Source organism: Nitratireductor lacus (assembly GCF_056431025.1).
Genome location: NZ_JBWKMB010000016.1, coordinates 63,506 through 86,681, shown reverse-complemented (window position 1 = coordinate 86,681; position 23,176 = coordinate 63,506). Strand labels below are relative to the sequence as shown.

The following is a 23,176-nucleotide window of genomic DNA, read 5'->3' as shown; positions in this document are numbered from 1 at the left end:
TTCCACGCGAGGTGGAACCGTATGGCGGCTCGCCGGATCGGTTACTGAGCCTGCTTGACGATATCGTATGCGAAGAACTGCGAGTTCAGGCCGTTGACCGGATACCCGCTGACCGACGCGGTCGATACCACAATCTGCGGATAGAGATAAAGCCACCCGCTGGCGGCATCCTCGGCGATGATGCGGTTTGCCTGCGTGAGCTTTTCATCACGCTCGGCTTCGGAACCGCTCGCTTCTGCCGATGCGATCAGTTCCACCACCTGCGGGTTGTTGTAGCCCCAGTAGAAATTGGGGTTTCCGTAGAACACAATGTCGCGGTGGTTCACATGCTCCTGCAGCGTCGCCTGGAAATCATGCGCCTGATAGATCTTCGTGTACCACTCATTGGCGGTGATGATGTTGATCTCTACCGTGATGCCGACCTTGGCCAGTTCGTTTTGCAGGAACTGGGCGACGATCGGATGCGGGTCGTAGTTCGGCGTGTCGAGCGTGAAGGTGAAACCGTCCGCATAGCCGGCTTCGGCCAGCAGCGCCCTGGCGCTTTCCGGGTCGTAGGCGTCGACATCGTTCAGATCGACATACCACGGGTCCGTCGGCGGAACGAAGGAACCGATCAGCGTGCCGTAATCGCCCCAGATGGAGTTCAGCAGGCGCTCGCGGTCGATGGCGCGGGCCACGGCCTTGCGCACCTTCACATTGTCGAAGGGGGCGACGCGGTCGTTATAGGCAAGCACTTCCTTGGTGGTGGACTGGCCATCCGTGACGACAAACGACGGATTGTCCTGGAACTGGATCAGGGAATCCGGGCTCTGTACGCTGGTGATAATGTCCACCGCGCCTGTCAGAAGCGCATTGTTCAGCGCGGTCGCCTCCTTGAAATAGGAGAAGGTCACGCCGCCATTCTTCGGCTTTTCGCCCCAGTAGTTTGCATAGGGCGAAAGGGTGATGCTGGAACCGCGCCGCCAGTTGTCGAGCTTATAGGGGCCGGTGCCATCCTCACTGGAGGTCAGATCCTCGGCGGCATCGTTGACGATCCACACATAGGTCAGATTGTAAGGCAGCGAGATGGAGCGCTCCTTGAGGGTGACAACAACCGTGGTATCGTCCTTGGCCTCCACGCTCTCGATGTTCGCCAGGCTGCGCTTGCGCGAGCTTTGCGAGGTCTCGGCGGTGACACGCTCGATGCTGTGTTTTACATCGGCCGCCGTCAGCGGATCGCCCGAGTGAAAGGTGACATCCGGCTGCAGCGTGAAGGTGTAGGTGAGCCCGTCCTCGCTCATCTCGAAACCGGAGACCAGCTTCTCCACCACGTCGCCATCGTCGGTGAGCTGAAACAGCCCCTCATAGACATTGCCGTTGAAGGCCTCGTTGATGCCCTGCCCGGCACCCGCCGTGTTGTCGAGGTTCTGCGGCTCATAGAGCGAGCCGATGCGAATGACGGCGGAAGGGTCTGCGTTGTCCTGCGCCATGGCGCCGGTCGCGCCAACAATGGCGAACGCCACACTTATCGTCAGCCTGCGAAGGCCCAGACCCGTCTCTTTCAGCGATGCTGTCATCTTGCTTGTCCTTTGCGAACTCCAAACCGCGCAGTCGCCTGGCCCGTGGCCACGAACCCGCAGTTTCGTGGCTAATCTAACCGGCAAACACGATGACTGCGAGACATTTGAATCCCGCAAAAAGCAAAATGTTCGCACCGGACCGACATATCTGCCGGGCCGGTGCGAATTTTATTCCTTCATAACGCTAATTCGTAGAACGTAAGACGCGCGTCAGGCGCCGTAGGGAACCCAGATGTTCTTCACCTGAACGGCGCGGCGCAGATAGTCGCGCCCGCGCCCCTGCGCGTCATCGAGCCAGTCCGGCATACGACCATTGTTGACCCAGGTCGACTTCAGGTTCCCGGCCGATGCCTTCTCGACCATGGCGCTGCCTTCCGCCGAGCCGAAATACCAGAGCGCGGCCACCTCGTCGTGCTCGGCAAGCGTCTTCACCAGAAGATCGCGCTCGCCGGTGACGATGTTCACCACACCGCCCGGCACATCGGACGTGTCGAGCACCTGATAGAAATCGCCGGCGATCAGGGGATGGCGCGCGGACGGCACCACCACAACCCGGTTGCCCATGGCGATGGCCGGCAGCACCAGAGATACCAGAGACAGAAGCGGGGCCTCATCCGGGCAGGCAATGCCCATCACGCCAAAGGGCTCGTTCATGGCAAGGGTCACATGGCGCGACTGGGTGGAATGAACCGCGCCGTCGAACTTGTCGGCCTGCGCGGCGTAATAGAAGATGCGGCGCAGCGCGGTGTCGAACTCTTCGGTCGCCTTCTTGGCACTCACGCCCGTACTCTCGCACAGAAGGGCTTCCATGCCCGCGCGCCGCGCCTCCAGGTTTTCACCCAGATAGTAGAGCACCTGCGCGCGGTTGTGACCGGTCGCGCCGCCCCAGCCGCCGGCCTTCGAAGCCGCCTCGACCGCATTGCGGATGTCCTTGCGGTTGCCGATGCCGGCCTGCCCGATCAGCACGCCGCCCTTGCCGGCAACAGAATAGACATAGCCGCCATCGGGCCTTGCCTGCTTGCCGCCGACATAGTTCTTCATGGTGCGGTCGATGCCCTCGACCATTACCTTGCCCTCACCCGCCGGAGAGGCGGAGGGAATGAAAGTCTCCGATGTCTTGGGTGCGGAAAGCTTCTTTTCCCAGTCTGCAGCGAGATATTCGTAAAGCCCCTCGCGCGCGCCCTCGCGACCGAAGCCGCTCTCGCGATAGCCGCCGAACCCAGCGCCCGCATCGAGCATGTTGGTGCAGTTGATCCAGACCACGCCGGCCTTCACCCGCGCGGCAAGGTCGAGCGCCACATTGATGTTTTCCGACCAGACGGAAGCGGCGAGCCCGTAGCGGCTGTTGTTGGCGAGTGCGGCGGCCTCGTCCGGTGTGCGGAAGGTCATGGAAGCGGCGATGGGGCCGAAGATCTCTATCTGGCAGACGGTCGCGGCCGGCTCCACATCGGTGAAGAAACCGGGCGCGATATAATTGCCCTTTTCAGGCAGCGGGGCGGAAGCCTGCCACAGCTGACCACCTTCCTCGACACCCTTCGCCACCAGTGCGGAAATCCGCTCCACCTGAACCGGCGACACGATGGCGCCCACATCGGTGGATTTGTCGAGCGGATCGCCGACGCGCAGCGTTTCGAGACGCGCCTTCAGCTTGGCATGAAAGCGTTCGGCGATGCCTTCCTGCACGATCAGGCGCGAGCCGGCGCAGCAAACCTCGCCCTGGTTGAACCAGATCGCATCCACCACGCCCTCGACAGCCGCATCGATGTCGGCGTCCTCGAACACGATGAACGGCGATTTGCCGCCCAGCTCCAGCGAAAGCTTCTTGCCGGAACCGGCGATCTGCTCGCGGATGACGCGGCCCACCTGCGTGGAGCCGGTAAAGGCCACCTTGTCGACGCCCTCATGACCGCAGATGGCGGCACCCGTAGCGCCATCGCCCTGAACGATGTTGACCACACCGGCCGGAAGGCCGACCTCGTGGCAGATCTCTGCAAATGCGACAGCCGTCAGCGGCGTCAGGTCGGCGGGTTTCAGCACCACCGTGTTGCCGGCGGCCAGCGCCGGCGCGATCTTCCAGGCCAACATCAGCAGAGGGAAGTTCCACGGGATCACCTGCCCGCACACACCCACGGGCGAGAAGCCGCGGAACTCGTCTTCCACCATCTCGGCCCAGCCGGCGTGATGATAGAAGTGGCGGGCGACCAGCGGAATGTCGATGTCGCGCGTTTCGCGCACCGGCTTGCCATTGTCCATGGTTTCCAGCACCGCAAGAAAACGCGAGCGCTTCTGCACATGGCGGGCAATGGCGTAGAGATATTTCGCGCGTTCATGGCCGGGAAGCTTCGACCATTTGCCAAAGGCGGCGCGGGCGGCCTTTACGGCAGCGTCCACGTCCTCTGCCGTGCCGCAGGCGATTTCGGCCAGCTGCGATCCGTCCGACGGGTTTGAAACGGCAACCTGGCGCGCACCTTTCGGTTTGACAAACCGCCCGTCGATGAAATGACCGAAGGAGCGGCCATGGGCGTCGAGCCACGCAACAACATCGCCATTGGCTTCCGGAGAGGGGCCGTATTCCATGGTGTTCAAAATATCCTTGATGGAAGACATGTCTTTGATCCTCATGCCACCGCGTGACGGTTGGCGCTGGAATAGCGGCCGGTCACGTAGTGCTCCAATTGCCGTTCGATGTCGCCCAGAAGCGAGCTTGCGCCGATGCGGAACAGGTCCGGCTCCAGCCAGCGATTGCCGGCCTCCTCTTTCATGAGCGTCAGCCACGCGAGAGCATCCTTGGCCGTCTTGAGGCCGCCCGCCGGCTTGAACCCGACGATCTGGCCCGAATAGTCGCGATAGTCGCGCAGCGCCCGCACCATGGTCAGGCTCACCGGCAGGGTGGCGTTCACGCCTTCCTTGCCGGTCGACGTCTTGATGAAATCGGACCCTGCCTGCATGGCGACCATCGAAGCGCGATAGACATTGGTGAGCGTGCTCAGATCGCCGGTCGCCAGAATGGCCTTCATATGCGCCGCGCCACAGGCCTCGCGCATCGCGGCAATCTCGTCATAAAGCGCGCTCCAGTTCTGGGTCAGCACGTGCTCTCGCGTGATGACGATGTCGATCTCATGCGCGCCCTCTTCCACCGCATAGCGGATTTCGGCGAGCCGCAGCGGCAGTGGCATGAGACCGGCAGGAAACCCGGTTGCCACCGATGCAACGGGAATGTTGCTGCCTTCCAGCGCCTTGACCGCATGGCCAACCATGGTCGGATACACGCAGACCGCGCCGGTGGCGATGCCCGCATCGGCAAGCCCCAGAGCTTCCAGAATATCCTCGCGCACAGGGCGCCGCGCCTTGGCGCAGAGCCGGCGCACGCGGCCCGGCGTGTCATCGCCGGCAAGCGTGGTGAGATCGATACAGGTTATGGCCTTCACCAGCCATGCCGCCTGATAGGCCTTCTTGACCGAGCGGCGCGCGGTCAACGTGCCCGCCCGGCGCTCGGCCGCAGTGCGGTTGACGGTCACGTCCTCGAACCATTCAGGTTTCAGTTGCGTGCCGGTGTTTCGGGCGAGAGCGTCGGTCATTGCAGCGTCCGTGGTTTCGGAATCGCCCGGCGAGGCGGGCAGCCAATCGATATGTTACGATAGAAACATTATGTTTGGATCGTTTCATAATTTCCACCTCCCTGTCAAGCCGCCCCGCCTTGCCACAAGCCGAGCCAGGGGGTTACTTTGCCGAAAGGACAACTCCGGGCGGCAAGGCTCATTCGACGATGCCGGCGCAACCGGAGCAAAGGGGAACGCGGCCGGCAGCAAATGGGGCATCTTTCGCAGATCGAACTGCTTCTTCCCGAGCTGCGTGCTTATGCGCACTCGATCTGCGGGCCTGCGGAAAGCCCGGAGGATCTGGTTCAGGACGCGATCGAACGCGCCCTGCGCCACGAAACCCGCCCCTCGCGCACGGACGAGCTGCGCCCCTGGATGTTTCGCGTCATCCGCAACCTGCATTATGACGAACTCAGAAAAAGACGTGTGCGCCGTGAATATATAGCAGTGCAAAAACGTCTTATGGATGAAAGCGACGGAACGGGCAGCGAAGGCCGCGATGTTCTGATCCGCCTCGCCTTCGAGAGACTGCCACCCGAAACACGGGAGGTGCTGTTTCTCATCGACATAATGGGTTTCAAATATGCGGAGGCGGCAGAAGTCATGAACGTGCCCATCGGCACCGTCATGAGCCGCGTTAGCAGGGCCCGGAAAGAACTTTTGCGCCGTGTCAATGGCGACGGCCAGGATGAAGAGCAGGCAAAGCAGACTCCATGAACAAGGTAACGGAAGAGGATTTCATCAGGGTCAACGCATTTCACGACGGCGAAATGATCGAGGATCGCGCCGCTTTTGCACGCCGGCTCGAGGAAGAGCCGGAATTGAAGGCGGCACTTGCCGAAATCCGTGAAATGTCCGCCAGCCTGAAGGCCCTGAAGCCGCAGCCAGCCACACAACCGTCTGCGCGAAACGACAACCGTAGTGCAGGGCGCGGGTGGGGACGCTGGTGGCCCGGCTCAGCCCTTGCGGCTTCCGTCGCACTCGCCATTGTCCTTGCTTATCCGTTCACCCGCCCGGATACGCCTGCACCGGAAGATCCGCTCGCCATTCACGAGACGTTCTCCGCTCAGGCCTTTGTTTCGCAAGACGGTGTTTTCCAGACTGTTTCGGGCGAAGAGATCGCTCTGTTCCCCGATCTCTCGGCGGCCAATCTCACGCTTGTGGCGGTCAGGAAAGTGCCGCATGGCATGGCAGCTCATTTCGCCGGCCGGGAGGGCTGCCGCCTGACGGTCTTTTCGAGCGAAAAGCCCCTGAATGCCGAAGGCTCTGCCCCGGACCTGCAGAGCGCGGCATGGGAAGTGTCCGACCGTCTCTATCGGATCGTCGCCACCGGCATGGATGCGGGCAAGTTTGCGGCGATCACGGCCTATCTGGAACAGGCGACGCGCAGGATGGCGCAGCCCGACACCGTGATCGCTCTAAGGGACGCGACCGCACAGGCCACATCCTGCGGCTAGAGCAAACCTTTGCACCGCTTCACCCGGGCCCGGTGAAGCGGTCCAGGCTTCGGTCCAATGTTCTAGTTCGGATTGGGGAAGTTGGGGCGGTCCTCATTATAATGCGTCGCCAGATAGTCGAGTATCTCGGTGCGATCCGGCTCCGGAATGTCGTCCATGCCCTGCTCGTCGACCATCCATTCAAGCATCTCGTCCCAGCCCTCACGGGTGAGACCCTGCTGCGCGACAATCATTTCCGAATGGCAGGCGGTACAGGCGTAGAAGGTCGTATCGACCCCCGGTGCGACCTTCAGACGCCCGAAATCGCCTTCGATCTCCTGAACGGCCCCCTTCGCGGGTTCCGCGCTCGCCGTCTGCTCGGCCGGGGCGGCCTCTTCCACCGCAGCGCCTGACTGATCGGGTGTGTCGGAGAAGGTGCCTAGATAAGCGATCAGGTTGACGCGATCCTCTTCCTTCTTGAGGCCGGCAAAGGCCATCTTGGTGCCCTTCACCTCGGCGCGGGGCTGAAGCAGATAGGCGTCCAGCCGTTCAACCGTCCACTCCCCGCCATAGGCCTTCATGGCAGGCGAATAGGAATAGCCTTCAACCTGTGCGACCGGCTTGCCGACCACTCCATAAAGATTTGGGCCAACCTTGTTCTTGCCGTCCTTCTCGATCGTGTGGCATGCGACGCACCGCTTGAAGATCTTTTCACCTTTTGCGGTGTCGGCATCGGCCAGGCTGGCCTGAATATCCGCCAGAGCGGGCGTGGCAGCAAAGAGAGCAAATCCGACAACACCCAGCCGAACGCGAGCAAGCTTCATTCTTCATTTCTCCGTGGAATTGGGGTCCGTGAAGCAGCATCCCGCCGCTTCACGGTATCATGACGATTGAGCACGTTGCGCTGTGCGATCAGCTCGCGCGCACACCCACCCGGTGCATCGTGTTGTTGAGATAACCCTTGGGGTTCCAGGCGATCGCGAAAGGCTGCATGTCGCCCTCGCTGTCCGTCGCCCGCGCCCAGATCTCATAGTAGCCGGCCTGCGGGAACGTCACCTTGCCGCGCCAGTTCTGCCAGGCACCATCATTGACCGGATCGTCCAGTTCCACTTCCTGCCAGGTCGTGCCGAAATCGGTGGAGATGTCCAGCCTGCTGATGGAACGGTCGCCCGACCACGCATGGCCGCGTACCTCCGTCTCCATGCCGATATCCGCACCATTGGCCGGGAAGGTGACGAGAGATTTCACCGGCATGCGCTCGATGATGACGAAGTCCTCTTCCGGAACGTCCTGGCCGGGCGCCACCGGATAGGCCGGCACACGGTAGGATGTGCCCGTCATCTTTGGGCCGTCATGCACCTGATCGCGCAGCTCGATGCGGGTCAGCCATTTCTGGGCGGTCGAGGCCGGCCAGCCAGGAACCACGAGACGCAGCGGCGCGCCATTCATCGGGTGCAGCGCCTCGCCATTCATCTCAAAGGCAATGAGAATGTTGTCGGTCATCGCCTTGTCGATGGGCAGCCCGCGCGAAATCGGCAGCTTGTCGGGATTGCCCGAAAGGTGGCCGTCTGCACCGTAATGGGCGGTGTAGACGACATTCGACTGGACGCCGGCCTTTTCAAGCACGTCCTTCAGCCGAACGCCCGTCCATTCCGAGCAGGCCACGGCGCCATGGGTCCACTGATTGCCCTTCGCCGGCGGATCGAAGGCGCTGCGCCCATTGCCGCCGCATTCCAGCGTCAGTTGCAGCGTGACCACTTCAAACTGCTCGCGCAGATCGGCGATGGAAAGCTCCAGCTTGTTGTCGACGAAACCGTCAATCGTCAGCGTCCAGCTTTCCGGGTCCACATTTTCCGGCGGAATGCCGTTGTTGCGAATGAAGTGCCGGCTCGTCGGCGTAACCGCATCGTCAAGCAGTTCAGCCGGGGTCTCGGCGTTGACCGGGCGGTCGTTGAGAAGCGTCAGCCCGTCCTTTCCGGCCAGCACGTCGCTGTCCTGCGCGAACGCTGCCGGCACCAGCCCCGCTGGCATGTTGCGGTGAAACGGTATCGAAGCCCCGACCATGGCGGCCATGGTGGCAAGCCCGGTGTTTTTCAGGAAACCACGACGCCCCGAATTCACAATGCCTTCCGAAGGCTTCGCAGGATGACTTTCATCTGCAGGTGCTGCCCCGTCCTGGGCCCTGGTTGTCTCGGCGATGCGCGTCATCTGGTTCCTCCCTCTGCGCTGGCAAAATTGGCTGGCGGACACACTTTTTGGCATGTGTCGACACAGAGACGTGCGAAGCGGGGAAATTATTCCACCATTCCGCGCCGGTTTTGGCGGAAATGTAGGCGTCTTAACGAAAAATCATGAAATGTATGGCAAATTCCCGCCCTACGCGCCTGAACACAAAAAATGTCTCCGGTAGGTTGCAGGAAGCGGATATTCATGGTTGAGCACCAAAACGGTATCGCACAAGCGACTTCCGGCCAAAGCAAACCAGACTGCCACGTATGCTCGGTCAAGGGCTCGGAAGCCTATATCGAGCTGCCGATCGTCAGAACGACGGAAGAGCTTCGCACAACTGTCGGAAAATTCATGGCCATCATGGCCGGCACACGCGAACTTCTTGGCGTGGTAACGGAAGTCTCCCTGAAAACGCCGCATACGGTCTCGGGTCCCGAGCTGAAGGCCATCGCCCGGGTCGACCTGGTTGGCGAGATTTCAAGGGACGAGACAGGCCGGCAGCGCTTTCGAAGAGGTGTCGGAGCCTATCCGGCAATCCACGACAGGGCGCGCATCATCAACAGTGAGCAGCTTCGCCTCATCTTCCGTGGCAACAAGTCCACCTTTGCGGAAATCGGGCGACTGCACAACGACACCAGTGTTCCCGCCTATGTGGATGTAGAAAATCTCGTCACCAAGCATTTCGCCGTCCTGGGTTCCACCGGCGTGGGCAAATCCAGCGGGCTAGCAGTCATCCTTCGACAGGTGATCAGAACCTGGCGGGAGCTGCGTGTTCTCATCCTCGACCATCACAATGAGTATGGCAGCGTCTTCGGCGACCAGGCCAATCTCGTCGGAGCAAAAAACCTGCGCCTGCCATTCTGGCTCTTTAACTTCGAAGAGTTCTCGGACGTTCTTTACGCGGGCAAGCCGCCCGTTCCGGCTGAGCAGGATATCCTTTCGGAACTCATTCCTCTCGCGAAGACCCAGTATCTCAACCGCCGCCAGAGCGCAGAACGCCCGAGCGCATTGCGAAAGGTCGAGCCACGTCAGTCGGGTTTTACCGCCGACACGCCGGCTCCCTATCTGATGCAGGACCTTCTGGCGCTGATCGACGAGCGCATGGGCAAGCTGGAAAACCGCTCCTCGCGCATGACCCATCACCGGCTGATCGGCCGTATCGAGACCCTCAAGAACGATCCGCGCTACGCCTTCATGTTCGCCAATGCGACAGTCGGCGGCGATACGATGGCAACGATACTGACCGAGCTGTTCCGCCTCGAGGCGAACGGCCGTCCGGTAACGGTGATCCAGCTTGCCAGTTTACCGATCGAGGTGGTGGATGCGGTGGTCTGTGTCATCTCGCGGCTCGCCTTCGATTTCGGCATGTGGAGCGACGGCGCGATGCCACTGCTTCTCGTTTGCGAGGAGGCACACCGGTTTGCGGCAGCTGATCCGAGCGTCGGCTTCCTGCCGAGCAAAAGCGCGCTCTCCCGCATTGCCAAGGAAGGGCGCAAATACGGCGTCTATCTCGGCCTTGTAACCCAGCGGCCGGCCGAGCTCGATGCAACCATCATCTCGCAGTGCAACACGCTCTTTGCGATGCGCATGGCCAATGAGCGCGACCAGGCTCTGCTCAAATCGGCCGTCTCCGACGCAACGGCCAATCTGGTGGACTTCGTGCCGTCGCTCGGCACCGGCGAGGTGATCGGCTTCGGCGAGGGCATGCCGCTCCCGGTCCAGTTCGTCTTCAACCGTCTGTCTGAAGAGCTGCTTCCCAGAAGCGAAGCCGCAGCAGCGCTTCCCAGAGACCTCAATCCCGGCTCGCGCCGGGAATTTGTCAATGCCGTCGTGGAACGCTGGCGCGGTTCAATCATGAGCCATGACCAGAGCGCCCCACCGCAGGAACCCGCTGCTGTCGATACAGGGTCGGACGGGCATGTCCGCACATCCGCGGGAGCCGCTGAGGACAAGATCTCCAGAGCCCTGCAGATGGCGCGGCGCGAATATCTGGGCAGGTAGCCAATGAACCCGGTTCGCCCGGCAGGTGCCGATCTGGAGGCCATTCTCGAGCACGCTCCGTTCGGCCTGGCCATTGCCGATTCCGAGGGGCAGCGTGTTTATGTCAATCAGCAGGCCAGCCTGTGCTCATCCGCGCTCGATGCGTGAGCTGCGCTTTGCCTCGAAGACCGGTGATCGCGCGTTCAACTGCAGCCTGTGGCTGGATATCGAAGCGAAGCCCGTATTCGACGAAGAGATATTCAGACTTGCCTTCTTTGATGAACTGACCGGCCTGCCGAACAAAACGCTTCTGGCGCGCACCATAGGCGCCGAACTCGAGGCCCAGCCCGACGCTGAAGCCGCCCTGCTTCTGGTCGATCTCGACGGGCTCGGTCGCACCAACGACTATTACGGCGCAGCCTTTACCGACGGGCTCATTGCAGCATTCGCCGAGCGGCTGTCGGGCTGTGTTCGACACTCCGACATTCTCGGCTACCTCTCAAACGGCATGTTCTGCGTTTTCGTGACGGATCTTTCGGGCCTCGACCTGACGGAGTATGCAAGCGCAATCCTCAACCGCTCCAAGGAGCCTTTCCAGGTCAAGGGTATCGAAACCTTCTCCTCCGCCTCCATTGGCATCAGCATGTTTGCGAAGGATGGTGCCAGTTTCGAGGAATTGCTGGTCTCGGCAGATCAGGCGCTTCGTGGCGCAAAGTCGGAATCGAAGGGAAGGGTCGGCTACAAGCCGGACACACCGGCCCGGCCCGGCAATGGCGACATGTCCGTCGAACAGCGCCTGCGCACCGCCCTGCGCGACCACAGGCTCTGTTGCGCCTATCAGCCGAAGGTCGACATCCATACCAATGGTGTGGTCGGGATCGAGACATTGCTGCGCTGGAGAGATGACGACGGCCAGCTCCGGGTTCTGGGCGACTTCGTCAATCTCGCGACCGACGCAGGTATCATCGACACGGTTTCCGAGCACGTCGTCGACGAGGTGATGACCTCGCTTCCGCAGATTGACGCCGTTTTCTCGCACGGCACCTCAATCAGCCTCAACATCACGGCGCACCAGTCGACCGATCCCGATTTCATGCGCAAGCTGCTCGATCGGCTGACCTCCTATCGCCGTCCGGAGCGCTTTGTTCTCGAAATCACCGAAGAGGCTTTTCTGAACGGCGATCTCCTGAGCAGGAACATCCTGCCCATGGTGCGCGAGGCCGGGGTGAAAGTCTCCATCGATGATTTCGGCGTTGGGTACTCCTCCCTCTCCGCACTCGCTGCCGTGACCGCAGACGAGTTGAAGATCGACCGGTCTTTCGTGCAGAACGTCCATCAGAGGCCACGCAGCCAAAGCGTGCTGAAGGCCATCGAGTCACTTGGCCGCGCCCTCGGCATGACACTGGTGATCGAGGGGGTCGAGACCCGGGAAGAGGTCGACTATCTGAAGCAGCACACGGCGATCAGGATCGCGCAGGGCTATTACTTCAGCAAACCGTTCGCACTGGAAGAATTCACGCTCGATGACGAAGCGCTGCCGGCAGCGCGGCAGCCGGAGCAGGCGCGCACTCGGGTCCCTACCCGCTCGTCGCCGAACCGTTCGCAGCGCTGAAGCGAGGTCGGGAAAGAGCGAAACCGGCTTATCTGTCCCCCCCCCTTTTTCGACTCTCGGCATTTCCGGAGAACCAGGCACGTGCGGAGTGCCTAGCGATCGTAAAAGACGTCCACGAGCCCGAGCGAAACGGACGGCACATAGGTCACCAGCAGAAGCACAAGCATCAGAACGGCGATGAATGGCAGATTGGTCTTGGTCGTGCTCCACACATCTGTTTTGGCGATGGAGCACGACGTCACCAGAACGCTCGCCACCGGCGGCGTCTGCTGACCGAGCGCGATGTTGAGCGTCAGGAGAATGCCAAACTGCACGGGATCGATGCCCAGCTGATGCACCAGCGGCATGAAGATCGGCACCGTCAGAATGATCGCGGCCGCGCCGTGCAGGATCATGCCGAGAAACAGCAGGAACACATTGATGATCATCAACACGACCAGCTTGTTGGTCGTGACGGCCGAAATGCCCTGCGCCAGCCGCTGCGGCAGCTCGGTTTCGGTCAGATAGAGCCCGAGCACGGCGGAAGTGGCGACAAGCAGCATGACCACCGCCGTCTGCACCACACCTTCCACCAGCGCGTGATAGAGCCGACCAAGATCGATCTCGCGGTATATGAAAACGCCGATGAAGAGCGCGGTGACGACGGCCAGGCCCGCACCTTCCGTCGCCGTAACCACACCACCGAAAATGCCACCGAGAATGATCACCGGAAGCACCAGTGCCCAGGCAGCATCCTTCGTGGTCTCCCACAGGCGTGGCAGGCTGAAACCCGCTTCGCGCGGCAGATCGTAGCGAACGGCAAAATAATAGGAGAGCGCCATCAACAGAAAGCCGCCGATCACGCCCGGCACGATGCCCGCTACGAAAAGCTGCACGATGGACGTGTCCGACAGCGCGCCATAAAGGATCATCGGGATGGATGGCGGGATGATGATTGCCAGCGATGCGGAAGACGAGGTGATCGCGGCGGCAAAACGCGGGCTGTAGCCGCGCTTCTTCATGGCCGGAATCAGGACAGACCCGGTCGCAGCGACATCGGCGACGGCAGAGCCCGATATTTCGGCAAAGAACATGGAGACGCCGACATTGACCATGGCAAGCCCACCGCGAATGAAGCCGATAAGCGCGGAAACGAAGGCGATAAGACGCGTGGAGATGCCGCCCGTGTTCATCAACGCACCGGCGAGAATGAACAGCGGGATGGCAATCAGCGGAAAGCTGGTCGCGCCGTCGAAGATGGACAGCGCGGCATTCAGGAACCCGAGATGTCCGTTGAGAAGCCACAGGCCTAAAAGCGCGCTCGCCAGGATCGAAACGGCAATCGGAAGGCCGATCGCGATCATCGCAAACATGGAGAAGAGAATAAGGGCTTCGGTCATCGTGACGTCTCCGCGCGGACGCGCGACAGCTCTTCCTGTGCGCGGGCGATTTCATGTTCAATCTCGACCGCTTCGTGGTCGATGCCGGCCTGCGCCGCACCCAGCCGTTGCGGCAGGGTCAGAAGCCTCCCGGCAAGCATCAGGCCCGCACTGATCGGCAGGATCGACTGAACGAAACTGCGCGGCACGAAACGCAGCGTGGTCATGCTCTCATTGCCGAAAATGTCCAGAATGGCCCAGCCCGCCCAGAGCATCGCAGCGAAGACGGCGGCGAAGATCGCCTCACCAAGCCAGAAAAGCACCATCCTCATGGCAGGCGGCGAGCCAAGCAGGAGACCGTTGAAGCCCAGATGCGCATTGCGCAGCGTCGCCAGCGCAGCGCCGGAAAAGGTGATCCAGGCAAGCAGCACCGCTGCGACCTCGTCATACCAGATCAGCGAATTGCCCGAATATCGAAAGGCGACGCCAAGCACCACGACGCATGAAAGCGCCAGAAGCAGTGTCAGCGTCACCACCTGCAAAAAAAGATCGAGCCAATGGGCAAGCCGTGCCATGTCAGGAAATCCCAAGCCGGGCGGAAAACGATTTGGTGGATAGCGGGGTGGCACTTCAAGGAAAGCACCACCCCGGAGGCGTCAGGATCGGCGTCAGGAACCATCGGCCAGCGACAGTACCTGATCGATCATCGCCTGTCCGTTTTCGACTTCGGTGGCGAATTTCTCATAAAGCGGCTTGGAGGCTTCCACGAACGCGGCGCGATCCGCCTTGTTGACCTTCATGCCACTTTCCTCAAGCTGCTTCAGCAGATCGTCATCCTTGGAAGCGCCCGTCTCGCGCGCCCAGCCGGCAACTTCCTGAGCCGTCTCGGCCAACACCGTCTGAATCTCCGGGTCCAGTTTTTCAAACGCCGCCAGCCCCACCGTCGGATAGGCGGGCGAATAGACATGCCCGGAAAGCGACAGATACTCCTGCACTTCGTTCAGCTTGCCGGCGGCAATGTTGGTCAGGGGATTTTCCTGCCCGTCGATCACGCCCGTCTGCAGCGCGACGAACACTTCCGAAAAGCCCATCGGGGTGGGGTTCGCGCCATATTCCTTGAACATGGCCACCCGCCAGGATGAATTTGGCGTACGGATTTTCAGCCCGCTCAGGTCTTCCGGCGTGTTGATCGGGCGCTCATTGTTGGTGATCTGCCGAAAGCCGTTTTCCCAGATCGCGAGCGGTCGATAGCCCTGCGCCTCGGCAGCCGGCACCAGCACGTCCTTGAACAGGGTTTCGTCGATCTTCTTCAGATGCTCGCGGTCGGCCACGAGGAACGGCAGATCGAAAATGGCGTATTCGGCGGCAATGTCGGGCATGGTGGAAGACGGAAGCGTCAGGTGCATGGTCCCGAGCTTGATCTTCTGCAGCATGTCCTTGTCTTTGCCAAGCTGCGAGCTGTCGAAGACCTTGACCACCGCCTTGCCGTCGAGCTTCTCGTTGACGCGGCGGGCAAACTCGCTTGCCGTCTGCTCCTGCAGCGACCCCGTTGCCGCGCTGATCCCGAAAATGATCTCTTCCTGCGCCTGGGCGGCGCCGGCTCCCATGGCGGGCATCAGTGCCGCCACGCAGAATGCTATGTGCTTCAGTTTCATGTTTTCCTCCCTCTGTTTCGTTTCGCGCAGCCCTCCCCGGCTGCGCGCTCAACGTTGCCGGTCCGCCTAACCCTGGGCCTCCTGGTATCTGCGTGCGCCGGCGCCCTCCCCGACAGCACGCGAAGCAATCCGGTCACCAAGCCTCCGGCCAAGCGCCAGCGCGTTGAACGACGCGCCGGTGTCGGCAATACCCTTGCCGGCAATGTCATAGGCCGTGCCGTGCGCCGGCGTGACGATTGGAAACGGGTAGCCGGCAATCAGTGTGACGCCGCGGTCGAAACCGAGCAGCTTCATCGCGATCTGCCCCTGATCGTGGTACATGGTCATCACCGCGTCGAACTCCCCCCTGATCGCACGCACGAAGACCGTGTCAGACGGGATCGGCCCCGTGACGGCCATCTGTTCCTCCTGCGCGCGCTGCACCGCCGGAAGCAGGATGTCCTCATCCTCCCAGCCGAAATTGCGCCCGTCTCCCGCATGCGGGTTGAGCGCGGCCACGCCAATGCGCGGGCGCTTGATGCCTGCCCCCTCCATCACCTCGGTGGTCAGCTTCAGACTCTCATAGATTCGCTCTACCGAAAGTTTGCCGGCCACGTCGCGCAGGGGAATATGCGACGTGACGCGTGCGTTCCACACTTCATCGAGAACGTTGAACTCCCGCCCGCTGCGTTCTGCCTCGATCGTGGCATCGATGAAGCCGATCTCGTCCACATAGTCGGCTTTCGCGAGTCGCATTGCATGCTTGTTGAACGGCGTGAAGAAAACCGCTTTCGCAAGGCCGGCCTTGCCAACAAGCAAGGCTGTCGCGAAATTCTCCAGCGCGGCGCGGCCACCCTCCATGCTGGCCTCGCCAAGCGGCACATCGTCCGGATCGCAATTGGCCATGTCCACGAGGACTGTACCGTCCGGGAGATCGCCTTCCAGCGCATCGCGCGAGACAACCGGCACATCCAGCGTCACGCCCGCCTGGCGCGCGCCCAGCGCAAGAACACGCTCATCTCCGATAACGATCAGGTCGCCGCGATTGGCGCCCTGATCGGCAAGAATGCGGGCCGAAAGCTCCGGGCTGATGCCCGCCGGATCTCCAATCGCAAAGGCGATGCGTGACTGCTGCATTGTGTATTCCTTATTTTGTATACAAAATATACTATTGAAAATTCGCACGTCAACGCATCTTTTTTGTATGATCGATAAATCCGGATGATTCAGGAGACCTCGTTTGGAACTCAGCAGCCCATTCCCCCTGGAAACCGTGGCGATCGAAAAGCAGACGCTGCACGATCAGGTCGCGAACCGGATTCGCGATCTCATCATCGAAGGGCACCTCGCTCCCGGCACGCGGATCGACGAAACGATGCTCGTGGAACAGCTTGGCGTTTCCCGCACTCCCTTCCGGGAAGCATTGCGCACACTGGCGGCTGAAGGACTGGTCATCATCCGTCCGTCGAAGGGAAGCGTGGTGCGCAAGCTTACCGCCCAGGACGTGTTCTCCATGCTGGAACTGCTCTCGCATCTGGAGAAACTGGCGGGGCAGCTCGTCTGCGAACGCGCCAGCGACGCAGATATCGATGGGCTTCTCAAGCTCCATGAAGACATGCTGAAGCGTTACCGCGAAGGCGACCGCCTGCCCTATTACAAGCTCAATCAGGAGTTCCACTCCCGCGTCTCCGAGCTGGCAGGCAATGAATCGCTGCGCGAGGTTCAGGCCAACATTCAGGCACGCCTCAAACGCATCCGCTTTCTGGGAAACAGCAAGCCGGATTACTGGGCCTCGGCCGTTGCCGAGCACGAGCAGATGGCCGCCGCCCTAAAAAAACGCGATGGCGAAGCCCTCGGGCGCGTGATGGCGCAGCACCTGATGAACACCTGGGACCGCGTGAAGGACAATCTGTGACGAAGCGGCATCAGCTTTCGGTGTATACCCCGCGCCAGCCAAGCCCCGCATCGGTCCCGGCGCGCGGCCTGTACTCGGCACCGAAAAACCCGTCATACCCCTCGTCACGCATGGCCGGCAAAAGGCGCTCGAAACAGACCTCGCCCTCGTCGGGTTCAGCGCGTGACGGCACCGCCGCGATCTGCACGTGCCCGATCAACGGGCGGTGCGCGATAAACCGGTTGAGCAGATCGCCCTGCATGATCTGCGTGTGATAGCAGTCGAACATGATCTTGAGATTGGCCGCGCCCACGCGGGCGATGACATCCGCCGCCTGCTCGACACGGGAAAGGAAATAACCGGGAACGTCGCGGTGATTGATTGGCTCGATCAGAATGCCGATGCCCCGCGCTGCTGCCGCCGAACAGGCGTATGCGAGGTTTTCGGCGAATGCGGTTTCCGCCGACGCGCTTTCCGCCACCCTGCCCGCCATCACATGCACCGCACCCGCGCCCACGGCTGCGGCGTAAGCCACCGCCTCGTCGATTGCTGCCCGCGCTTCGTCTTCACGCCCCGGCAGCGCCGCAAGGCCGAAGTCTCCCTCACGCTCTCCCTTGCGGGTGTTTAATCCCAGCAGTGGCAGGTCCGTTTCCTCAAGTGCCTTTCGCAGCTCTTCAGCCGGAACGGCATAAGGCCAGTGGCACTCGACGGCATCGAAACCGGCCGCATGCGCCCGACGGACCGCATCCGGAAGGGCGAGCTCTGTCCACAAAAACCCGAGATTGGCGGAAAAACGCAGCATCACGACCACTCCACATCGAATTTCGTCACCACCTGATCGATCTGCTCCGGTGTCAGAAGACGCGGCGAAAGCCCGCGCGTGAGAAGCGCGAGACGCGCCGTCTCTTCCAGTTCCTCGATCGCCTGACCGGCTGCCCGCAGGTCCTTGCCCGCCACCACCGGGCCGTGATTGGCCAGCATCACCGCCGAGCGCTTGCCTGCCAGTCCGCGGATCGCCTCTCCAATGGCCACGTCCCCGGGGATGAAATAGGGAAGCAGCTTCACCTTGCCGAGCTGCATGATGGAATAGGCCGTGAGCGGCGGAAACAGATTGTCCGGGTCGACATCGGGAAGAAGCGACCAGGCGACCGAATGCGTCGAATGCAGATGCACGATCGCACCGGCCTTGGAACGCGTCTCGTAAAACGCCTCGTGCAGAGGCATTTCCTTTGTCGGCTTATCGCCATCCACATGCCGGCCCGCCGCATCGAAGCGGCTCAACCGGGCCGGATCGAGCGTGCCGAGCGTCGAGCCCGTCGGCGTCACCAGCAATCCCCCGTCGCTCGTGCGGGCGGAAACATTGCCGGTGGCCCCATGCGTCAGCCCGCGCGAATGAAGCGAGGCGGCAAGGCTGCACATCTCCTCACGAAGCCTGCTTTCCTCGCTCATGCCGCCTCTCCCTTCAACACATCAAGCGCCTTGATGAAAAACGCATCGTCACCAAAATTGCCGGATTTGAGCGCCACCCAGACGGGGCGGCCCGCAACCTTCAGCCCCGGCACGCCCTGCGCAATCTGCGGGCCAACCTCAAGCGCGGAGCAGTCGAGCGCCTCGACAACCGCACCCGACGTCTCGCCGCCCGCCACCACAAGCCGCTCATATCCACCGGCGACAAGCTGCGCGGCGGTCGCAGCAAAAAAACCCTCAAGGGCTGAAGCGACCTCTTCCCGCCCGAACGCAGCCTGCGCCGCGCGCACCACTTCGGGATCGGCCGAGGAATAGACGAGCGGTGCGGCACCTGCGTCCTGCGCCCCGATCCACTCCACCGCCGCCCGCGGCGTCATCGTGCCCGAAAGAACGGCCTCAGGCTCAACCCTGAGCGTGGGATGAAGCTTTGAATATTCGGCGATCTGCCGCCGCGTCTGGCCCGAGCACGACCCCGAAAGGATGGCAGCCCGGCCCGCCGATCCCTGCCAGCCCTCTCTGTTCTTTCCGAGCAGTCCCGCTTCACGGAAATTTGCCGCCAGTCCCAGCCCCAGCCCGGATCCGCCCGTGACGAGCTTCATGCTGCGCACGGCGGTGCCGATGCGATAGAGATCCTCGTCGGAGACCGTGTCGACGACAATGCGCGTCTTCCCCTCCGCCGCCGCCCGGTCGAGCGCATCGGAGATGGCCGCCGCTCCCTCGCGCACCACCTGAGCGGAGACATGGCCCACCGCTCCGTCCGTCTGCGGCGCAAGCCAGCGGCGGATGTCTGCATCGCGCATCGGTGTGAGCGGATGATGTTCCATGCCGCTCTCGTTGAGAAGGCGGTCATTCACGAAGAGATGCCCCTGGTAGACCGTCCGCCCCGTCGCCGGAAAAGCCGGACAAACCACCGTCTGCTCCGCACCGAGACGCTCCACCAGCGCATCGATGACCGGGCCGATATTGCCCTCCGGCGTCGAATCGAAGGTCGAGCAGTATTTGAAGTAGATCTGCCCCGCGCCCTGCTCCAGAAGCCAGTCGACGGCCTTGAGCGACTGGCGGACCGCGTCCGCCACCGGAATCGTGCGCGACTTGAGCGCCACCACCCCCGCTTCCACGGAGGGATCGGCAGGGCCGTTCGGCACACCACAATACTGGATGGTCTTCATACCGCTTCTGGCCAGCATGTTGGCGAGATCGGAAGAGCCTGTAAAATCATCCCCAATACAGCCGAGCAACATTCGCACCTCCTCCTTCGCGCATGCATCACGGCTTAATGCGACAACGTATCCATAAAAGTCAATGCAGATGAATGGGAGAGGTTCTGCGTGAATTCTGGACAAAGAAGGTCCGGGAAAATCTTACGAAACCGTGCTTCTTCTATTTGTTTTTCCTGACGAAATCAGCGCGACGGAATCCGACCTCGGCAACTCTCGAAATTCGGTGCACTCTTGATTTTTGTGTATACATTGATTGGCAAGAAGCTAGAATAGGCGCGCAATCAAGTATCCGGAGACGACATGAGCAACAACCCCAAAGCCCCTTCCCTGCGCTCACGCGCGTGGTTCGACAATGCGGGCAATCCGGATATGACAGCGCTTTATCTGGAGCGCTACCTGAATTTCGGATTGTCGCAGGAAGAACTGCAATCCGGCAAGCCCATCATCGGAATTGCCCAGACCGGCTCCGATCTTTCGCCCTGCAACCGGCACCACCTCGAACTGGCGAAGCGCGTGCGCGAAGGCATTCGCGAGGCCGGCGGCATCGCCATCGAGTTTCCCGTTCACCCGATCCAGGAAACCGGCAAGCGCCCGACAGCGTCTCTCGACCGCAATCTCGCCTATCTCAGCCTCGTGGAAGTGCTCTACGGCTATCCGCTCGATGGCGTCGTGCTCACCGTCGGCTGCGACAAGACCACGCCGGCTCTGCTCATGGCGGCAGCCACGGTCAACATCCCGGCCATCGCGCTTTCGGTGGGCCCGATGCTCAATGGCTGGTTCCGGGGTGAGCGCACGGGTTCGGGTACCATCGTCTGGAAGGCACGCGAGATGATGGCTGCCGGCGAGATCGACTATGAGGGCTTCGTGCGGCTCGTCGCCTCCTCCGCGCCGTCCACCGGATATTGCAACACGATGGGAACGGCCACCACGATGAACTCGCTGGCCGAAGCGCTCGGCATGCAGTTGCCCGGTTCCGCAGCCATCCCCGCCCCCTATCGCGACCGGCAGGAAATGGCGTATCGCACCGGCCTTCGCATCGTCGACATGGTGCATGAAGACATCAAGCCGAGCGACGTGATGACCCGCGAAGCCTTCATCAATGCAATCCGCGTCAACTCCGCCATAGGCGGCTCCACCAACGCCCCCATCCACCTGACGGCTGTCGCCCGCCATCTGGGCGTTGAACTGTCCATCGACGACTGGCAGACCTATGGCGAGAGTGTGCCTCTCCTGGTGAACCTCCAGCCTGCGGGCGAATATCTGGGTGAGGATTATTACCATGCCGGCGGTGTGCCGGCGGTTATCAATCAGCTCATGTCGGCCGGGCTCATCAACGAGGATGTGCTGACGGTCAACGGCAGGAGCATCGGCGAGAACTGCCGCGATGCCGCCATCGCTGACGAGAAGGTGATCCGTCCCTTCGCGAAACCGCTCAGGGAGAATGCAGGCTTCCGCGTCCTGAAAGGCAATCTGTTCGATTCCGCGATCATGAAACTCTCGGTCGTCTCCGACGAGTTCCGGGACCGCTATCTTTCCAATCCCGACGATCCCATGGCCTTCGAGGGCCGCGCCATCGTGTTCGACGGGCCGGAGGATTATCACGCGCGCATCGACGATCCGGCACTCGCCATCGATGAGAAGAGCATCCTTTTCATGCGCGGTGCGGGACCCATCGGCTATCCGGGCGCGGCGGAAGTGGTGAACATGCGCGCGCCCGATTACCTCATCAAGCGCGGCATCACCTCTCTGCCCTGCATCGGGGATGGTCGCCAGTCCGGCACATCGGGCTCGCCCTCCATCCTCAATGCCTCGCCGGAAGCCGCCGCCAATGGCGGACTTGCTATCCTCGAGACCGGTGACCGCGTGCGCATCGACCTCAACAAGTGCACGGCAAACATTCTCACCTCCGATGAAGAACTGACCCGGCGCCGCGAGGAGCTGGAGAAGGCCGGGGGATATGCCTATCCCGCGCACCAGACGCCCTGGCAGGAAATCCAGCGCGGCATGGTCGCCCAGCTCGAAGCAGGCATGGTGCTGGAACCCGCCGTCAATTACCAGCGGCTCGCACAGGGCGGGAAGGACGGCAACATGCCGCCAGTCCCGCGCGACAACCACTGAAGCAGACATCGAAAACACGCCACAGGGAGGAGGAACCCGCATGCGCATCCTGATTATCGGAGCCGCCGGCATGGTCGGTCGCCGGCTGGCCGAGAAGCTGCTCTCCGATGGCAAGCTCGGCAGCGAGCGCATCGAAACCATCCATGCATTCGATGTGGTCGAAGCCCCGCTCGCCCCTGCCAATGGCATTCAGATCGAGGCGCAGGCTGGCGATATCGCGGATGCAAAAACCGTCGAGGGGCTGATCGCGCAGAAGCCCGATGTCATCTTCCATCTGGCCGCCATCGTTTCCGGCGAGGCGGAAGTCGCGTTCGAGAAGGGCTACGGCATCAACATGGATGGCACGCGTCATCTGCTTGAAGCCATCCGCCTTCTTGGCGAAAATGGAGGAGGCCCCTATCGACCCCGCCTCGTCTTCACCTCTTCCATCGCGGTCTTCGGCGCTCCCTTCCCCGACAAGATCGACGACGAGTTCTTCCGGGCCCCGCTCACCAGCTATGGAACGCAGAAGGCGATTGGCGAGCTTCTTTTGGCCGACTATACGCGAAAGGGTTTCATAGACGGGATCGGCATTCGCCTGCCGACGATTGTCGTTCGTCCCGGCAAACCCAACAAGGCTGCGTCCGGCTTCTTCTCCGGCATCATCCGCGAGCCGCTCGCCGGGCAGGATGCCATCCTGCCTGTCTCGGACGATGTGCGCCACTGGGTGGCGAGCCCGGATGCTGCGGTGGGTTTCCTGCTGCATGCCGGCACCATGGACCTGGCCCAGCTCGGAGACCGGCGCTGCCTCACCATGCCCGGTCTCTCGGTCACCATTTCGGAGATGATAGAGGCTCTCGCGCGCGTTGCCGGCCATGACGTCGTGGCGCACATAAAGCGCAGGCACGATCCGCAGATCGCCGCGATTGTGGATGGCTGGCCGCGTGATTTCATCGCCCGGCGCGCGCAGGAAGCCGGCTTCACGGCCGACCGGGATTTCGATTCCATCATCCGCGCGCACATCGCAGACGAGGCGGCACGCAAATAAAGGGGTTGAGGCGGCCGGAGACGATTGACCGACGACATCCTTG

The 23,176-nt window shown here is 61.8% G+C and carries 20 protein-coding genes; 8 read left to right on the top strand and 12 right to left on the bottom strand.

Going from position 1 to position 23,176, the window contains the following annotated elements:
• Nucleotides 1-41: 41 nt before the first annotated feature.
• The 3 genes from AC07E3_RS14865 to deoC form a co-directional block, all read right to left on the bottom strand.
• A complete protein-coding gene (locus AC07E3_RS14865; protein ID WP_478362970.1) occupies nt 42-1,556 on the bottom strand; it encodes an ABC transporter substrate-binding protein in 1,515 nt (504 codons plus the stop codon).
• Between the two features lie 213 nt (nt 1,557-1,769).
• Nucleotides 1,770-4,166, bottom strand: a complete 2,397-nt coding sequence (locus tag AC07E3_RS14860) for an aldehyde dehydrogenase family protein (protein ID WP_478362968.1) — start codon at nt 4,164-4,166, stop codon at nt 1,770-1,772.
• 11 nt (nt 4,167-4,177) lie between these two features.
• Nucleotides 4,178-5,137, bottom strand: coding sequence for a deoxyribose-phosphate aldolase (gene deoC, locus AC07E3_RS14855; protein WP_478362966.1), 960 nt, complete (start codon nt 5,135-5,137; stop codon nt 4,178-4,180).
• Between the two features lie 231 nt (nt 5,138-5,368).
• On the opposite strand from deoC, the gene AC07E3_RS14850 reads away from it, so the two are divergent.
• On the top strand, nt 5,369-5,875 hold the full coding sequence (locus tag AC07E3_RS14850; RefSeq protein WP_478362964.1) for an RNA polymerase sigma factor: 507 nt from the start codon (nt 5,369-5,371) through the stop codon (nt 5,873-5,875).
• Complete coding sequence (locus AC07E3_RS14845; protein ID WP_478362962.1) at nt 5,872-6,615, top strand: hypothetical protein; 744 nt, start codon at nt 5,872-5,874, stop codon at nt 6,613-6,615. The genes AC07E3_RS14850 and AC07E3_RS14845 overlap by 4 nt, the downstream gene beginning before the upstream one ends.
• A 62-nt stretch (nt 6,616-6,677) precedes the next feature.
• Here the strand turns inward: AC07E3_RS14845 and AC07E3_RS14840 are convergent, their stop codons facing one another.
• Together AC07E3_RS14840 and AC07E3_RS14835 are read right to left on the bottom strand one after the other, a co-directional pair.
• Nucleotides 6,678-7,418: a c-type cytochrome gene (locus tag AC07E3_RS14840; protein WP_336071202.1), complete on the bottom strand. Its 741-nt coding sequence runs from the start codon at nt 7,416-7,418 to the stop codon at nt 6,678-6,680.
• 88 nt (nt 7,419-7,506) lie between these two features.
• A complete protein-coding gene (locus AC07E3_RS14835; RefSeq protein WP_478362960.1) occupies nt 7,507-8,802 on the bottom strand; it encodes a sulfite oxidase in 1,296 nt (431 codons plus the stop codon).
• 222 nt (nt 8,803-9,024) lie between these two features.
• On the opposite strand from AC07E3_RS14835, the gene AC07E3_RS14830 reads away from it, so the two are divergent.
• Genes AC07E3_RS14830 through AC07E3_RS14820 form a run of 3 tightly spaced genes read left to right on the top strand, consistent with a single transcriptional unit; the run spans nt 9,025 to nt 12,415 of the window.
• Nucleotides 9,025-10,824 carry an ATP-binding protein gene (locus AC07E3_RS14830; protein WP_478362958.1) on the top strand — a complete coding sequence of 600 codons (1,800 nt, stop codon included), beginning with the start codon at nt 9,025-9,027 and terminating at the stop codon, nt 10,822-10,824.
• A 3-nt stretch (nt 10,825-10,827) separates the two neighbouring features.
• Entirely contained in the window at nt 10,828-10,971 is a 144-nt protein-coding gene (locus AC07E3_RS14825; protein ID WP_478362956.1) for a PAS domain-containing protein, read from the top strand.
• Complete coding sequence (locus AC07E3_RS14820; protein WP_478362954.1) at nt 10,964-12,415, top strand: putative bifunctional diguanylate cyclase/phosphodiesterase; 1,452 nt, start codon at nt 10,964-10,966, stop codon at nt 12,413-12,415. The genes AC07E3_RS14825 and AC07E3_RS14820 overlap by 8 nt, the downstream gene beginning before the upstream one ends.
• A 92-nt stretch (nt 12,416-12,507) precedes the next feature.
• Here AC07E3_RS14820 and AC07E3_RS14815 read toward each other — a convergent pair whose 3' ends face one another.
• The 4 genes from AC07E3_RS14815 to AC07E3_RS14800 all read right to left on the bottom strand — a co-directional run bounded on the left by AC07E3_RS14815 (nt 12,508) and on the right by AC07E3_RS14800 (nt 16,544).
• Nucleotides 12,508-13,794, bottom strand: coding sequence for a TRAP transporter large permease (locus AC07E3_RS14815; RefSeq protein ID WP_336071206.1), 1,287 nt, complete (start codon nt 13,792-13,794; stop codon nt 12,508-12,510).
• Nucleotides 13,791-14,348: a TRAP transporter small permease gene (locus tag AC07E3_RS14810; protein ID WP_025029371.1), complete on the bottom strand. Its 558-nt coding sequence runs from the start codon at nt 14,346-14,348 to the stop codon at nt 13,791-13,793. The genes AC07E3_RS14815 and AC07E3_RS14810 overlap by 4 nt, the downstream gene beginning before the upstream one ends.
• Nucleotides 14,349-14,441: 93 nt before the next feature.
• Nucleotides 14,442-15,428, bottom strand: a complete 987-nt coding sequence (locus AC07E3_RS14805; protein WP_007009174.1) for a TRAP transporter substrate-binding protein — start codon at nt 15,426-15,428, stop codon at nt 14,442-14,444.
• 66 nt (nt 15,429-15,494) lie between these two features.
• Nucleotides 15,495-16,544 carry a 4-hydroxythreonine-4-phosphate dehydrogenase PdxA gene (locus tag AC07E3_RS14800; RefSeq protein WP_478362951.1) on the bottom strand — a complete coding sequence of 350 codons (1,050 nt, stop codon included), beginning with the start codon at nt 16,542-16,544 and terminating at the stop codon, nt 15,495-15,497.
• Nucleotides 16,545-16,647: 103 nt separating this feature from the next.
• On the opposite strand from AC07E3_RS14800, the gene AC07E3_RS14795 reads away from it, so the two are divergent.
• The gene (locus AC07E3_RS14795; protein ID WP_478362949.1) at nt 16,648-17,322 is read left to right on the top strand and encodes a GntR family transcriptional regulator; all 675 of its coding nucleotides are present in this window, start codon (nt 16,648-16,650) and stop codon (nt 17,320-17,322) included.
• Nucleotides 17,323-17,332: 10 nt separating this feature from the next.
• Here the strand turns inward: AC07E3_RS14795 and AC07E3_RS14790 are convergent, their stop codons facing one another.
• The 3 genes from AC07E3_RS14790 to otnK are packed head-to-tail and all read right to left on the bottom strand — an operon-like array spanning nt 17,333 to nt 20,009.
• A complete protein-coding gene (locus AC07E3_RS14790) occupies nt 17,333-18,103 on the bottom strand; it encodes a hydroxypyruvate isomerase family protein (RefSeq protein WP_478362947.1) in 771 nt (256 codons plus the stop codon).
• Nucleotides 18,103-18,750, bottom strand: coding sequence for a 3-oxo-tetronate 4-phosphate decarboxylase (gene otnC / locus AC07E3_RS14785; RefSeq protein WP_007009169.1), 648 nt, complete (start codon nt 18,748-18,750; stop codon nt 18,103-18,105). The genes AC07E3_RS14790 and otnC overlap by 1 nt, the downstream gene beginning before the upstream one ends.
• The gene (gene otnK, locus AC07E3_RS14780) at nt 18,747-20,009 is read right to left on the bottom strand and encodes a 3-oxo-tetronate kinase (RefSeq protein ID WP_478362945.1); all 1,263 of its coding nucleotides are present in this window, start codon (nt 20,007-20,009) and stop codon (nt 18,747-18,749) included. The genes otnC and otnK overlap by 4 nt, the downstream gene beginning before the upstream one ends.
• Nucleotides 20,010-20,288: 279 nt before the next feature.
• Between otnK and AC07E3_RS14775 the strand changes: the two genes are divergently transcribed.
• Together AC07E3_RS14775 and denD are read left to right on the top strand one after the other, a co-directional pair.
• A complete protein-coding gene (locus AC07E3_RS14775) occupies nt 20,289-22,106 on the top strand; it encodes an IlvD/Edd family dehydratase (protein WP_478362943.1) in 1,818 nt (605 codons plus the stop codon).
• A 40-nt stretch (nt 22,107-22,146) separates the two neighbouring features.
• Entirely contained in the window at nt 22,147-23,133 is a 987-nt protein-coding gene (gene denD, locus AC07E3_RS14770; RefSeq protein WP_478362941.1) for a D-erythronate dehydrogenase, read from the top strand.
• The last annotated feature ends 43 nt before the right edge of the window (nt 23,134-23,176 follow it).